13 protein-coding genes and 1 pseudogene are annotated in these 13414 nt (G+C 74.1%); 9 read left to right on the plus strand and 5 right to left on the minus strand.

Going from position 1 to position 13414, the window contains the following annotated elements:
* Together ABZY20_RS27935 and ABZY20_RS27940 are read right to left on the minus strand one after the other, a co-directional pair.
* A pseudogene (locus tag ABZY20_RS27935) lies at positions 1–285 on the minus strand (hypothetical protein); the annotation flags it as partial.
* A gap of 254 nt (positions 286–539) precedes the next feature.
* The gene (locus tag ABZY20_RS27940; RefSeq protein ID WP_356444777.1) at positions 540–2015 is read right to left on the minus strand and encodes a beta-1,6-galactanase; all 1476 of its coding nucleotides are present in this window, start codon (positions 2013–2015) and stop codon (positions 540–542) included.
* Between the two features lie 222 nt (positions 2016–2237).
* On the opposite strand from ABZY20_RS27940, the gene ABZY20_RS27945 reads away from it, so the two are divergent.
* The 3 genes from ABZY20_RS27945 (at position 2238) to ABZY20_RS27955 (ending at position 4424) form a co-directional block, all read left to right on the plus strand.
* Positions 2238–2549: a DUF6412 domain-containing protein gene (locus ABZY20_RS27945; protein WP_356444779.1), complete on the plus strand. Its 312-nt coding sequence runs from the start codon at positions 2238–2240 to the stop codon at positions 2547–2549.
* A gap of 84 nt (positions 2550–2633) precedes the next feature.
* Positions 2634–3386 carry a membrane protein insertase YidC gene (gene yidC, locus ABZY20_RS27950; RefSeq protein ID WP_356444781.1) on the plus strand — a complete coding sequence of 251 codons (753 nt, stop codon included), beginning with the start codon at positions 2634–2636 and terminating at the stop codon, positions 3384–3386.
* Positions 3387–3566: 180 nt separating this feature from the next.
* The gene (locus ABZY20_RS27955; protein WP_356444783.1) at positions 3567–4424 is read left to right on the plus strand and encodes a fumarylacetoacetate hydrolase family protein; all 858 of its coding nucleotides are present in this window, start codon (positions 3567–3569) and stop codon (positions 4422–4424) included.
* A 151-nt stretch (positions 4425–4575) separates the two neighbouring features.
* Here the strand turns inward: ABZY20_RS27955 and ABZY20_RS27960 are convergent, their stop codons facing one another.
* The 3 genes from ABZY20_RS27960 to ABZY20_RS27970 all read right to left on the minus strand — a co-directional run bounded on the left by ABZY20_RS27960 (position 4576) and on the right by ABZY20_RS27970 (position 7174).
* Positions 4576–5442, minus strand: a complete 867-nt coding sequence (locus tag ABZY20_RS27960; RefSeq protein ID WP_356444785.1) for an LLM class F420-dependent oxidoreductase — start codon at positions 5440–5442, stop codon at positions 4576–4578.
* A gap of 89 nt (positions 5443–5531) precedes the next feature.
* Complete coding sequence (locus ABZY20_RS27965) at positions 5532–6053, minus strand: heme-degrading domain-containing protein (protein ID WP_356444787.1); 522 nt, start codon at positions 6051–6053, stop codon at positions 5532–5534.
* Positions 6050–7174 carry a Gfo/Idh/MocA family oxidoreductase gene (locus ABZY20_RS27970; protein ID WP_356444789.1) on the minus strand — a complete coding sequence of 375 codons (1125 nt, stop codon included), beginning with the start codon at positions 7172–7174 and terminating at the stop codon, positions 6050–6052. The genes ABZY20_RS27965 and ABZY20_RS27970 overlap by 4 nt, the downstream gene beginning before the upstream one ends.
* A gap of 47 nt (positions 7175–7221) precedes the next feature.
* On the opposite strand from ABZY20_RS27970, the gene ABZY20_RS27975 reads away from it, so the two are divergent.
* The 6 genes from ABZY20_RS27975 (at position 7222) to ABZY20_RS28000 (ending at position 13302) form a co-directional block, all read left to right on the plus strand.
* Entirely contained in the window at positions 7222–8472 is a 1251-nt protein-coding gene (locus ABZY20_RS27975; RefSeq protein ID WP_356444790.1) for an ROK family transcriptional regulator, read from the plus strand.
* Positions 8473–9055: 583 nt separating this feature from the next.
* Entirely contained in the window at positions 9056–9859 is an 804-nt protein-coding gene (locus ABZY20_RS27980) for an LPXTG cell wall anchor domain-containing protein (protein WP_356444792.1), read from the plus strand.
* A 193-nt stretch (positions 9860–10052) separates the two neighbouring features.
* Positions 10053–10832, plus strand: coding sequence for an HAD-IIA family hydrolase (locus tag ABZY20_RS27985; RefSeq protein ID WP_356444794.1), 780 nt, complete (start codon positions 10053–10055; stop codon positions 10830–10832).
* 120 nt (positions 10833–10952) lie between these two features.
* Positions 10953–11828, plus strand: coding sequence for a hypothetical protein (locus ABZY20_RS27990; RefSeq protein ID WP_356444796.1), 876 nt, complete (start codon positions 10953–10955; stop codon positions 11826–11828).
* Between the two features lie 2 nt (positions 11829–11830).
* On the plus strand, positions 11831–12502 hold the full coding sequence (locus tag ABZY20_RS27995; protein ID WP_356444798.1) for a class F sortase: 672 nt from the start codon (positions 11831–11833) through the stop codon (positions 12500–12502).
* 206 nt (positions 12503–12708) lie between these two features.
* On the plus strand, positions 12709–13302 hold the full coding sequence (locus ABZY20_RS28000) for a hypothetical protein (RefSeq protein WP_356444799.1): 594 nt from the start codon (positions 12709–12711) through the stop codon (positions 13300–13302).
* The last annotated feature ends 112 nt before the right edge of the window (positions 13303–13414 follow it).

A 13414-nucleotide genomic window follows, 5' to 3' on the forward strand; every position in this document is an offset into this window, starting at 1 on the left:
CAGCGCCCACTGATCATGGGAGGCCTTCGTGATGCTGCCCGCCCAACGGGAGGACGACTCCACCGTCAGGGCCCGCTTGCGCTCGGCCCACCACTGTGCGTCGTGCTCCAAGCCAGCCACGCAACGCGCCTTCAGATCCCGCGAGGCCAGCGTGCCCAGATGGTCACCCACCAGGCGCAGCACGCGTTCGTCCTCGGCGGTCAGGTGCTTGAGCCGGTCACGAACCGCTACCCCGGTAGGGCCGGGCACCACGAACGGCGCTCCGATCTTCCGCAGGCCACTCAATCCCCTCACCCCCGCCCCGCGCCAGTTGCCCCATCCCTCAGCGCGTTCAACGACCCCCACCCGCAAAGGTCACACATTCGACAGAGGAACTATCGTTCACGCGCACGAGGCCGCACCTTCCGCAGTCCGGACACTCACTCATGCGCACCTGAACACGCTCATGCACAGTCAGCCGCCAGCAGTTCACAACCCCCGACCGGGCTTCGTGCTCGTCACCGGGGCTGCATGGTTGTGAGCGGACCGCCGCCCCTCGGCTACGGCGTGACGTTGTCGATCTGCAGGGTCTGCACCGACTTCGCCGCGAACGGGACGCTCACCGACCTGCCCGACAGGCGCAGGTCCGTGTGGGCCGTGTAGAGGTCGCCGCCTCCCGCCGTCACCGTGTTCCAGCGCGGGACCAGGCCCCCGGAGCCGCCCGTCACCGTCGAGAAGCGGGAGAGGTCGAAGGTGAGGGTCTGGGGGGAGGCGGAGGTGTTGACCGCCACGATCACCAGGCGGCGCGTCGACGCCTCGTACGCCGCCACCGCGTAGCTCACGCCCGTGTCCAGGATCGTCATGCCGGGGCGGATGTGGCGGCTGAACTGGGCCATCACGTAGTGCTTGGTCTGGACGGTGGTCGGCTGGAGGGTGCTCGCGTCGTAGGCGATCATCGCCCAGCCCGTGGACGGGTCCATCACCTGCCAGTAGCACCACGCCGTGGGGTGCAGCCAGCGGAAGTCGTAGCAGAGGTTGGACGCCATGGTCAGGCCCGTGCCGTCGCTGTCGCCGGTCTCGGAGTTCCACAGCTTCTTGCGGGAGGTGGTCACCACGTCCGTGTACAGGAGGTCGCGGCGGCCGCCCGAGCCCTGGTAGCCGTGCACGTTGACCTGGGAGACCAGGGCCTTGGTGGACGAGCCGAAGGACGCCCAGGTCGAGCGGGCCGTGTCGTAGTTCGTCTCGTCCGAGGCGGCGATGCGGACGCCCGTCAGACCGCGCTTGTCCAGCTCGCTGCGCAGGTGGGGCAGGACCGCCGCCTGGACCGCCGGATCCATGTGGCAGCCCTCCTGGGTGCCGGTCGCGGTCCACCAGGTGGAGGCCGGCTCGTTGAACGGGTCGACCGTCGCGAAGTTCACACCCCAGTTGTTCCGCGCGTACAGGGCTGTCGCCGCCAGGTGGGAGGCGTGCTGGCGGTGGTTCCAGGTCTGGAGGTTGTTGCCACCGCCGGCCGCCCCCGACGGGTTGTGGTTGTTGCACATCCACCACATCGGGGAGTTGGCGAAGAGCTCCGTGATCGCGCCGCGCTGCGTCGCCTTCACCAGCATCGCGCGCTGGTTGGCGTCCGCGGACCACTTCCAGGCCGGGGAGGCGGGGTCCTCGTTGTTCCAGTCCTGCCAGAAGCCCTCGATCTGCTTGAAGCCGGGGATGTTCGGCGACTCCACCATCGTCTCGCCGCCAACGCTGTTCCAGCTGCACGCGCCGAGGTTGTAGCGGGCGATGTTCAGGCCCAGGCCGGGCAGGGAACGGCCGTTGTACGCCACGGACTTGGTGGTGAAGAAGAGGTCGGCGAAGTCGTCCCGGGCGCCGAAGACGTTGGCCCACCAGGCGAGGGAGGTGCCCCAGCCCTCCCATGTGCCGTACGTCGTGGAGGGGTTGACGGCGACGGTGGCGTCCGCGTGCGCGGTGCCCGCCGCCAGGGCGCTGCCGAGGAACGTACCGCCTGCTGCGGCCAGCAGACTCCTGCGTCGGATCACGGCTCCTCCGGGGGGAGTTGGGGGCAGACGCCGGTCCCCAGGTCCGGTGTCGTGGGGTGCCCCGTGGTCGGTGACGAGAAGCATCGGGTGCGGCGGATGGGTTGTCGAGAGTTGTGACGAACCTTTCTCAAACCCGTGTACGAAGTCTCCGGCGCATGGCGGAGGGTGATCCTGTATAACGAACAGCAGGGCATGCACACGTACGAGAGGGGGCGGCGGCCGATGCACCGGAGTCGGTCGACACTGCTTCCCCTCCTGGCGCTGCTCTTCCTGCTCGTCCAGATGGCCCTGCTCGACACCGGCAGCCTCTCCGCCACCGTCGCCCTCGCCGCGACCGCCGCCGCCTCGGCCGCCCTCGCGGTCTGCGCCGTCGCCGCCGCGCGCTGCGCGCCCACGGTGCCGCGCACCCGCGTGCGCACGGCCATCCGCGACCGCGACCGCCGCACGGCCTTCCTGCCCCAGCGCGATCCCGACGCCCGGGGCCGCACCCGGCCCCGGGCACCCGGACACGCCCTCCGGGCGACCGTCGCGTAGGGGACCTCTCCCGAGCTGACCCCGCGCGGGTCGTCATGCCGCCCTGTTCTTCCCGGCACGACGAGACCCCCGGAGGGCTCACCCATGTCCGTCTTCGCTCACCTGGTCGAGCAACTCGCCGACCTGCTCCAGCCGTTGTGCGGCGCCTCCGCGGCCGCCGCCGCGATCGTCCTGTTCACCGCGCTCGTACGGCTCCTGGTCCACCCCCTGTCCCGGGCCGCCGCGCGCGGCCAGAAGGCCCGGACCGCGCTCCAGCCGCAGATCGCCGAGCTGCGCCGGAAGTACGGAAGGAACCCCGAGAGGCTGCAGCGGGCCGTGCTGGAGCTGCACACCCGGGAGAAGGTGTCACCGCTGGCCGGCTGCCTGCCCGGGCTGCTGCAGGTCCCGGCGTTCTTCCTGCTCTACCACCTGTTCTCCAGCGACACGATCGGCGGGCGGGCCAATGAGCTGCTCGGCCACCGGCTGTTCGCGGCGCCGCTGGGGGAGCGGTGGGTGGACGCCCTCGACGGCGGCGGCGCCCTCGGCGGTCTCCTCGGGGGCGCGGGGCTCGTGTACGCCGGGCTGTTCGTGATCACCGGAGGGGTCGCCGCGTTCAGCTACCGCCTCGGCAGGCGCGCGCTGGCCGCGAACCCGGTCGTCCCGGCCGGCGGGGTCGCGCCGGCCGTCGCGGCCGGCGCGGGCGGGCAGCTGCCGGGGCTGGGAGCGGCGACCCGGGTGATGCCGTTCATGTCCTTCTTCACGCTCGTCACCGTGGCCGTGGTGCCGCTGGCCGCCGCGCTGTACGTGGTGACCAGCACGACGTGGAGCGTCGTCGAGCGGGCCGTGCTGTACCGGTAGGCGGCGGACCGGACCGACAGGGCTCGGCGGCCGGTGAGGTGAGGGTGACGGTCCAGTACGTGAACGGGGTATTGCGGACTGGACCTGCGCCTTGGAGGATCGACCAGTCCTCCGATGGCTGCCCCGCCGCATCCGGGTCGCGCGCATCGGCCAGGCGCCCGCGATCGAGGGAGACTGATCATGAAGCTGCTGCGAGTCGGTACGGCGGGGGTGGAGCGGCCCGCGCTGCTCGACGCCGAGGGCACCCTGCGGGACCTGTCGGGCGTCGTCGCGGACGTCGACGGGGCACTGCTCGCCGACGAGGCCGCGCTCGACCGCGTCCGGGCCGCCGCCGAGTCCGGCGAGCTGCCGGTGCTGGACGCCGCGGGGCTGCGGATCGGCCCGCCCCTGGCGCGCATCGGCAAGATCGTCTGCATCGGGCTGAACTACCACGACCACGCGCGGGAGACCGGGGCCGAGGCGCCCGCCGAGCCCGTCGTCTTCATGAAGGCGCCGGACACGGTCGTCGGCCCGAACGACACGGTGCTCGTGCCGCGGGGTTCCCGCAAGACCGACTGGGAGGTCGAACTCGCCGTCGTCATCGGGCGTACGGCCCGTTACCTGGAGTCCGCGGAGGAAGGGCTCGCGCACGTCGCCGGGTACGCGGTGGCGCACGACGTGTCCGAGCGGGAGTTCCAGATCGAGCGCGGCGGCACCTGGGACAAGGGGAAGAACTGCGAGACGTTCAACCCGCTGGGGCCCTGGCTGGTGACGGCGGACGAGGTGAGCGATCCGCAGAGCCTGTCCCTGAGGCTGTGGGTCAACGGCGAGCTGAAGCAGGACGGGACCACGGCGGAGCAGATCTTCTCCGTCGGGGAGGTCGTGCGCTACCTCAGCCGGTTCATGACGCTGTACCCGGGCGATGTGATCAACACCGGGACGCCGGCGGGGGTGGCCCTGGGGGCGCCCGAGCCGAAGCCGTTCCTTCGCGCCGGGGACGTCGTGGAGCTGGAGATCGAGGGGCTCGGGCGGCAGCGGCAGGAGCTGAAGGACGCCTAGCGGCTGCGCGGGAGGGCCGGGGAGCCGCGCGCGTCGCTGCGGCCGCTGAGCGTCCGCGGCCGGGCGCGCGGTTCCCCGCGCACGTCCCTGACGGCGGTCACGCACCTGACGGCGGTCACGCACCTGACGGCAGTCACGTCCCTGACGGCAGTCAGGCCAGCAGCGCCGCCAGGTCCCGCCAGGCCTGCCGCGGGAGGACGCCCCGCGGCTCCCCGTCGACCACCTGGAGAGCCACGTGGTCCGCGCCCGCCTCGAGGAAACCGTCGATCCTGGCGCGGAGGGCCGTCTCGTCGCCCCAGGCGAACAGGGCGTCGACGAGGCGGTCGCTGCCGCCGTCCCTCAGGTCGTCCTCGGTGAAGCCGAGCCGCAGGAAGTTGTTCGTGTAGTTCGCCAGCGGCAGGTAGGTCTCCAGGAACGCGCGGGCCAGGGCGCGGGCGCGGGTCGGGTCCGTCTCCAGGACGACGCCCAGTTCCGGGGCGAGCAGCGGGGCCTCGCCCAGGATCTCCCGGGCGTGCGCGGTGTGTTCGGGCGTGACCAGGTACGGGATCGAGCCCGCCGCCCGGTCGCGGGCCAGCCGCAGCGACCTGGGGCCGAGCGCGGCCAGCAGCCGCCGGTCCTCCGGGACACCGGCGGCGTCCAGGCCGTCGAGGTGCTCCACCAGCGCCGAGTACGGACGGGCGTACTGCTCCACCCGCTTGGCGTGGCTCACGCCCAGGCCCAGCAGGAAGCGCCCGGGGTGGGCCGACTCCAGGTCCGCGAAGGCCGCGCCGGCCGCGTCCGGCTCGTGCTGCCAGATGCTCTGGATGCTGGTGCCGACGGTCAGGCGGGTGGTCGCCCCGATCAGCGGGGCGGCGTGGGCGGCGGATGAGTTGCCGCCCAGCCAGACGGCGCCGTAGCCGAGTTCCTCCAGTTCCGCCGCGGCCTCGGCCCGTTCGCCGCGGCGGTCCGGGTCCTCCGAGCGCAGGCCCACGCTCCAGATGCCGTACCGGCCGACCGCTTCCTTCACGGGAGTGTTCATCTGTTCCGGTCCCTCCGATGGGCGCCGTGCTCCGATCACGCGTACGCGGGTGCCAACCGGAGGGGACCGGTGCTGATTCCGGCCGGGTGCTAGCGGTCCAGGAACCGCTCCAGCGCCTCCACCACGAGCCGGTGGTCCTGCAGCTGCGGCAGTCCGGACACCGTCACCGCGCCGATCACGCCCACGCCCTCGACGGTGATCGGGAAGGAACCGCCGTGCGCCGCGTACGTGTCGGGGTCGAGGCGCGAGGACTCCTCGAACGTCGTGCCCTTGGCGCGGAAGCGGGCGCCGACCAGGTAGGAGGCGGAGCCGTAGCGCTCGACGACCCGGCGCTTGCGGGCGATCCATGCGTCGTTGTCCGGGGAGGAGCCGGGCAGGGCCGCGTGGAAGAGCTGCTGGCCGGCGCGGTGGATGTCGATGGCGACGGGGGCCTGCCGCTCCCGGGCCATCCCGACGAGCAGCGAGCCGAGCTCCCAGGCGTCGTCGTACGTGAACTGACGGAACACCAGGTGGCGTTCCTGCTTCTCCAGCTCCTCCAGGCTCGGGGTGAGCTCCGGGTGGAACTTCGGGGTGAGTTCCTGGCTGTGGGAGGGGTTGCTCTTGGGGGTCACAGGGTCACCGTCACCTTCTCGCGGGCCGAACGACGGGCGGCCTCCAGTACGTCCAGGGCGGCGGCCGCCTCCCGCGCGGTCACCGGGTTGGGTGCGCCCTCCAGCAGGGCCTTGGCCACGGCCGCATAGTAAGCGGGGTAGTCGCCCGGGAGGGTCGGTTCGGCGCGGCCGCCGCCCGTCACCGGGGACTCGCCGGAGCCCACGCGGCCCCACAGCGACTCGGGCTCCGCGCCCCAGCCGGGCCCGGGACGCGAGCCGTCCCGGAGCGCCGCCTCCTGGGGGTCCAGGCCGTACTTGACATAGCCCGCGCGCGAGCCGAGGACGCGGAAGCGGGGGCCGAGCTGGGCGGTCGTCGCGGAGACGTAGAGGTGCGAGCGGACGCCGTTGGTGTGGGTGATCGCGATGAAGGTGTCGTCGTCCGTCTCGGCGCCCGGGCGGCGGACGTCCGACTCCGCGTACACGGCCGCGGCCGGGCCGAACAGCACCAGGGCCTGGTCGACGACATGGCTGCCGAGGTCGTAGAGCAGTCCTCCGATCTCTGCGGGGTCGCCGGACTCCCGCCAGCCGCCCTTCGGCTTGGGACGCCACCGCTCGAAGCGGGACTCGAAGCGCCAGACGTCGCCCAGCTCGCCCTCGGACAGCAGCTTGCGCAGGGTGAGGAAGTCGTTGTCCCAGCGGCGGTTCTGGAACACCGACAGCAGCAGTTCGCGCTCCTCGGCGAGGGCGGCGAGTTCGCGGGCCTCGGCGGCCGTGCCCGCGACGGGCTTGTCGACCACGACCGGCAGACCGGCCCGCAGGGCGGTGGTCGCGAGCGGCACGTGCGTCTTGTTCGGCGACGCGACGACGATCAGGTCCAGCTCGGCGGCCCGCGCGAACAGCTCGTCCGGTGTGGCGGCCAGACGCACGTCCGGGAACTCGGCGCGGGCCTGCTGCTGCCGGTCCGGGTTCGAGGTGACCACCGTGTCGAGGACGAGGCCCTCGGTGGCGGCGATCAGCGGGGCGTGGAAGACGGAGCCGGCGAGGCCGTAGCCGACGAGGCCGACGCGGAGGGGCGAGCCGGGGGAGTCGGGGGAGCCGGAGGTGCCGGGCGAGCCGGGAGTGCCGAGGGGTGTGCCAGTCATGCGCCCACTTTCGCAACGCTGTTGCCAAAGTGCAAGCGCCGGGGACAATGGGGGGCGTGAACAGGGCGAACGGCGGTACGGGCACAGGGGCCGGCCTGCGCGGAGGCGGCGGCGGGGCGAACCTGCTCGCGCTGCGCAGCCACAACACCGCGCTGGTCCTCGACCTGCTGCGCACGGCCGGGTCGGACGGCATCAGCCGGCTCGAACTCGCCGAGCGGACCGGGCTCACCCCGCAGGCCGTCAGCAAGATCACCACCCGGCTGCGGGACGACGGTCTCGCGGCGGAGGCGGGGCGCCGGGCCTCCACGGGCGGCAAGCCGCGCACGGTGCTGCGGCTGGTGCCGGAGGCCGGGCACGCGGTGGGCGTCCACCTGGACCGTGACGAACTGCGGGTCGTGCTCGCGGACCTGCGGGGAGCGGTGGTGGGGGAGCGGCGGACCCCGGTGGACCTGGGCGCCGGGGCGGACGCCGTGCTCGGCGCGGTGACGGCCGAGGTGGGACGGGTGCTGCCCGGCACCGGGCCCGGCCCCGGCGCCAGTCCTGAACCCGGCACCGGGCCCGGCCCCGGCGCCAGTCCTGAACCCGGGACCGGCCCCGGTCCCGGCGCCAGCCCCGGCCCCGGTCCCGGTGCCCGTGCCGGGGCGCTGCTCGGGGTGGGGGTCGCCCTGCCGGGTCCGCTCGACCACGCCCGCGGTGTGCTGCACCGGGTGACCGGCTTCCCCGAGTGGGACGGCTTTCCGCTGCGCGCGGCCCTGGCCGGGCGGCTGGGGGTGCCGGTCACCGTCGACAAGGACACCAACGCCGCGGCCCTGGGCCTGGCGGCCGGGGGCGAGGCGGGCTCCTTCGCCTACCTGCACCTCGGCACGGGGCTGGGGGCCGGTCTGGTGATCGGTGGCAGCGTGCACCGCGGGGCGCGGACCGGGGCCGGGGAGTTCGGCCACCAGGTGATCCGGCTGGACGGCCCGCCCTGCACCTGCGGCGACCGCGGCTGCCTGGAGGCGCTGTGCCTCGGCGCGGTGGCGCGCGGTGACGTCGCGGAGGCGGCCCGGGTGCTGGGAGCCGGGGCGGCGAACCTCGTGGGGCTGCTCGACATCGACGTGGTCCTGCTGGGCGGCCGCACGGTCGCGGCGGCACCGGAGGCGTTCGTGCGGGGGGTCGGGTCGGTACTGCGGGAGCGGGCGCGGCGCACCGGTCAGGACGCGGTGCCGGTGAGGGTGGCGGCCGGGGGACCACGGGTGGTGGCGGTGGGCGCGGCCGAGTCGGTGTTGGGGCCGGTGTTCGGCCGCGGGGGTGGGTGAGGGGGTGGAGGCGCCTGGGAGGGCGGGGCATCCGGGCGGTGATGGGGTCGGCGGCATCGAGGAGTGGGTGACGGGGGCGGTGGTGCCTGCGGGCGGGGATCGGCCTCGGTGGCATCCGGGTGGGGATCGGCTTAGGTGGTATCCGGGCGGGGGTGGGGGCCGGGGCCGTCCGAGGCGGGCGAGGGGACCGGTGACAGCCTGGCGACCGGTGAGGGGAACGGCGGTCCCGGGGCGGCAAGCAGCAGCAGCCGGGCCGGTAACGCCCCAAGGCCGGGAGAGGGCAGGGTCGGGCGGTGGCGCCCCCAGACCCGGGAGAAGGCAGAGCTGCCAGAGAGGGCGGTGACGCCCGTGATGGGCGAGGGCGAAGGGCGGCGCCCCGAGCCGGTGACGGGCAGCAGCGGCACCTCCGAGGTGGCCCGCGAGAAGCGGCGGCGCGCCCCGCGACGACGACCTCCCCGCCGCAGACGGGCCGCCTCTGACCGCCTCTGACTGTCCGCCGACCGGGCGGAACCGCGCCGCCGTTCGGGGCACTTCCCGGCCCCGCCGACTTCCCGGGGCCGCCGTCCGGCAATGTCACATCATCATGCGACCCTGCACGCCCGTTCACCTCTGCCTGGCGACGGCGGCCGCCGTCCTGCTCCCTGGTGCGCATCCGGCGTACGCGGACGATCCGGCGCCCGCCTGTGCCGCGCCCGACGACCACACCTTCCCCCTCACCACCCGCCTCCGCGGCGGCCCGGACACCTACACGGCCGGGGGCGGCTTCGGGACCTGGTACCTGGAGCTGACCAACACCACCGACCGGACCTGCTCCGACATCCACCCCGTCGTCGTGCTCGTCGACGCCAAGCGGGCCCTGGAGCCGACCCAGCCCCGGCTGGAGTTCTTCGAGGGCGCCCGCGCCCACCCCGTACAGTTCGAGAAGACCGGCGAGGACGAGCTGGTCGGGGCGTTCGCCGACGAGGAGGGCCGGTTCGACGGGTTCACCGTCGGGCCGGGCAGGACCGTCACCGTGAAGGTACGGCTCGCGGTCACCTCCGACGCCGTCGCCAACGACGTCACCGCCAACGCCGCGGTCGTGCAGCGGCACGACGACGACGGCGACTGGGTGGGGCAGTCGAACGACTACCGGTTCGGGATCGACACCGAAGGCCCGGACACCGGCACCGACACGGACCCGGACACGGATCCGGACACCGGTACGGACCCGGACACCGGCACCGAGCCGCGCCCCGACTCCGACGCCTCCGTCCCGCCCCGCGAGGACCGCTTCCCGTTCGCCGAGGAACTGGCCAGCACCGGAACCGGCGTCCACGTCGCCGCGGCCGGCGCACTCGCGCTGATCGCCGCCGGCGCGGCTCTCCTGCTCGCCCGCAGACGCCGCTGAGACGCCGCTGAGAAGCCGTTGAGAAGCTGTTGAGAAGCCGTTGGGGCGCCGCTGAGGCGCCGCCGCTCCGGCCGTACTCCCGCCGTGGGCGCGTCCCGCCTGTCGGGACGCCGTGATCGGGCCGTTCCGCAAGATCCCGCCACTGTTTAGGCTGGGTCGCACGCTGGACCGCGTACGGCAGGAGATCCCGCACATGGCAGACCGCAAGCCCATCGAGTCGTGGCTCACCGACATGGACGGCGTACTCATCCACGAGGGCGTACCGATTCCCGGCGCCGACGCCTTCCTGAAGAAGCTGCGTGAGTCCGGCAGGCCCTTCCTGGTGCTCACCAACAACTCGATGTACACCCCGCGCGACCTGCACGCCCGGCTGCGGCGCATGGGCCTTGAGGTGCCGATCGAGAGCATCTGGACCTCGGCCCTGGCCACCGCCCAGTTCCTGGACGACCAGCGGCCGGGCGGCTCCGCGTACGCCATCGGCGAGGCGGGCCTGACCACCGCGCTGCACGACATCGGCTACATCCTGACCGACCACGAGCCGGACTACGTCGTGCTCGGCGAGACCCGCACGTACTCCTTCGAGGCCATGACGAAGGCCGTCCGGCTGATCCTCGACGGCGCCCGGTTCATCTGCACCAACCCCGACGAGACCGGCCCCTCCACCGAGGGCCCGCTGCCCGCGACCGGCGCGGTGGCCGCGCTGATCACCCAGGCGACCGGCAAGAAGCCGTACTTCGCGGGCAAGCCGAACCCGCTGATGATGCGGACCGGGCTGAACGCCATCGGGGCGCACTCCGAGAGCAGCGCGATGATCGGCGACCGCATGGACACCGACGTGCTGGCCGGCATGGAGGCCGGGATGCAGACGTTCCTGGTCCTCACCGGCCTGACCCGGCCCGACCAGGTCGAGGACTTCCCCTACCGGCCCTCGCAGATCGTGGACTCGATCGCGGACCTCGTCGACCGGATCTGACCCCGGGCACCGGCCTGCCGGGGCTCGAACCCGTCGTCCCCCGTACGGAGCAGCCGCCGCGTCCCTGCGGATGCGGCGGCCCGTCGCGCGGGAGAGGCTCCAGGCATCTGGAGGTTCACGATGGGTTCCGTAAGAGTCACGGTCTGTGCGGGCGTGCTGGCCGCGCTCGCCCTGGCCCCGTCGGCGTACGCGGCGGACGCGCGGGGCGTCTCGGTGACCCCGGCCACCCCCGCGCCCGGCAGTGACGTCACACTCCGCGTGGCCGCCGACTGCGCGCGCCGGACGGCCGTAGCCGCCTCGGCGGCGTTCGTCGCCGACGCGCGGCTCACCGTCAGCGGCGCCGGGCACGAACTCGCCGGCGACACCCGCGTCCGCTCCGCGCTCCGGCCGGGGACGTACCCGGTGCGGGTCACCTGCGACGGCGCGGTGCGCGACGGCACGGTCACCGTCCGGACGGAGCACCGGGACGGCCTCCGGGAGGGTGAACGTCCCGCACCGCGGGCGGTGCCCGGGCCGGAGTCCGATGAGGACCTCTCCGCGCCCGGCGCCATCGCGCCCGACGACGAGACGCCCGGCTCCGAGAACGAGACCGAGACGCCCGGCTCCGAGGACGAGACGTCCGCCGCCGAAGACGATCTGTCCGCCGCCGACGACGAGACGTCCGACGCCGAGGACGGCGTCCGGGCCGAGGAAAGCCCCCGGGAGCCCGGGCACGACGGGCAGTCCGGTGAGTCCGGGCAGGACGGGCAGCCCTCCGTGCCGCGCAGCGGCGGGCAGCCTTCCGTGCCCGCGGCCGACGCGTCCCGCCCCGGCCCCTACGCCTCTCCCGTCGCCCCCGTGCGGGCCGGCGGTGGCGGTGCCGCCGCCGTAGTCGCCGCCCAGGAACGCGAGGCCGGTCCCGGCACCGCGCAGGGCGTGACCGGTCTGGTGCTCGCCGGTGCGGCCGCGCTGGCCGTCGCGCTGCGCGGGTACCGCCGGAGCCGTGGAACGGGCTGACCATGTCCGAGGTTGATGTGAAGCCCTCGTCGGGCACGGGCCGGATGCTGGCCGGCGTGGCCTGGGTGGTGCTGCTGCTCGGGCTGTGGCTGTGGGGTCGTGAGGTCACCGACGTGCGCCACGGCATGTCGGCACCCACCACGGGCGACATGGCGGCCGCCGGCCGGCCCCCGGACGTGAAGCTGCCCCCGGCCCACCGGCCCCTCACCGACGCCCTGCCGCAGCGCGTCGACATCCCCGGGCTCGGCGTCCAGGCCCCGGTGGTGGCACGCGGCCTGGACGCGCGCGGGGCGCTCGATCCGCCGCCGTACGACCAGCCGGGCGTGGTCGGCTGGTACGCCGGCGGGGTGGCGCCCGGGGCGCCCGGCACCGCGCTGATGGTCGGTCACGTCGACACCGACACCCGGCCCGCCGTCTTCCACAAGGTCGGTGCCATGCGGCCGGGCCAGACGATCCGGGTGATCCGGGCCGACGCCCGGGTCGCCGAGTTCACCGTCGAGTCCGTCCAGGTCCTCACCCGCGACCGCTTCGACGCCCACCAGGCCTACGGGCCGCGCGAGTCGGGACGGGCCGAGCTGCGGCTGGTCACCTGCGGCGGCAGCTTCGACCGTACGACGCGCAGCTACACGGCGAACGTGGTCGTCTCGGCGTACCTGACGGGGACGGGCCTCTAGCCCGAGGGGAGCCCGAGGGGAGCCGGAGGGGGCCGGGGCAGGACGGCGGCGCGGTCGGGCGGCGCGCTCAGGCAACCGGTCCGCGGCCGGTCCGCATCTACGGGAGCGGAACGCGGGGCCGAACAGGGACGCTCCACCCGTCGCGGCCGGTCACCCCGGCAGCACGGGGTCTTGACGCGTACCGCAGAGAAGGACGGGTTCGATCAGTGGCAGCACAGAGCAGGCCGACCGCGGCGCCGCACGGACAGCCGGACGGGTCTCCGGGCCGGGGCGCGATGATCGGGCTCTTCTGGATCGACGGGGGCGGGTGCTGGCTCGGCGCGCCGGCCGGTGCGGAGGGCACCGGCGTACGCCTGACCGACGAAGGGCTCACGCCCGTGGGCACCTTGGAGGCCGCGACGCTGGGCTGGGCCGGGACCGAGGAGGTGACCGTGCCCGACGCCCCGGCCCGCTCCGCGTTCCGGCGCGGTCTGCGCACCGCGATCGACGTGGCGACGAGCATGGCCGGATTCGGCGCCCCGGACCCCGGCCACGGGATGACGGTGTGCGTCACGCACACCGGCGGACGCACCGAGTACACCGTCCTCTCGGCCGCCGCGTCCGCCTACACCGAGCGGGAGGTCGAGCTCTCCCACCGGCTGCTGGCCCGCTTCGTCTCGGGCGAGTCGCGCCCCTCGGTGCTCACGCGGTGGTGGCGCGCCGCCGGGCCCCGCTCCGGCCCGAAGCCGCACGAGCGGGAGGCCGTCCTGGAACAACTGCTGAACCGGCCACCACTGCTGAACCGGCCGGCGCAAGCGTGAGCCCGCCGCCGCCCCGGCCCGGCCGGCGACCCGCTCCCCCTGGAGCCGCCGGCCGGGCTGGTCCTCACCGCGCACGGGCTCTGGGAGCAACCCGGCGGACTGTGCGGGAGGC

The organism is Streptomyces sp. NPDC006624, from assembly GCF_040611555.1.
GTDB lineage: Bacteria > Actinomycetota > Actinomycetes > Streptomycetales > Streptomycetaceae > Streptomyces.

Bases quoted from the DNA above. Each gene is read 5' to 3' on its own strand.
- ABZY20_RS27955 (WP_356444783.1), top strand. From the start codon at position 3,567: ATGAAGCTGCTGCGAGTCGGTACGGCGGGGGTGGAGCGGCCCGCGCTG.
- ABZY20_RS27945 (WP_356444779.1), top strand. From the start codon at position 2,238: ATGCACCGGAGTCGGTCGACACTGCTTCCCCTCCTGGCGCTGCTCTTC.
- ABZY20_RS27975 (WP_356444790.1), top strand. From the start codon at position 7,222: ATGGGGGGCGTGAACAGGGCGAACGGCGGTACGGGCACAGGGGCCGGC.
- yidC (WP_356444781.1), top strand. From the start codon at position 2,634: ATGTCCGTCTTCGCTCACCTGGTCGAGCAACTCGCCGACCTGCTCCAG.
- ABZY20_RS27990 (WP_356444796.1), top strand. From the start codon at position 10,953: ATGGGTTCCGTAAGAGTCACGGTCTGTGCGGGCGTGCTGGCCGCGCTC.
- ABZY20_RS27960 (WP_356444785.1), bottom strand. From the start codon at position 5,442: ATGAACACTCCCGTGAAGGAAGCGGTCGGCCGGTACGGCATCTGGAGC.
- ABZY20_RS27980 (WP_356444792.1), top strand. From the start codon at position 9,056: ATGCGACCCTGCACGCCCGTTCACCTCTGCCTGGCGACGGCGGCCGCC.
- ABZY20_RS27985 (WP_356444794.1), top strand. From the start codon at position 10,053: ATGGCAGACCGCAAGCCCATCGAGTCGTGGCTCACCGACATGGACGGC.
- ABZY20_RS27970 (WP_356444789.1), bottom strand. From the start codon at position 7,174: ATGACTGGCACACCCCTCGGCACTCCCGGCTCGCCCGGCACCTCCGGC.
- ABZY20_RS27995 (WP_356444798.1), top strand. From the start codon at position 11,831: ATGTCCGAGGTTGATGTGAAGCCCTCGTCGGGCACGGGCCGGATGCTG.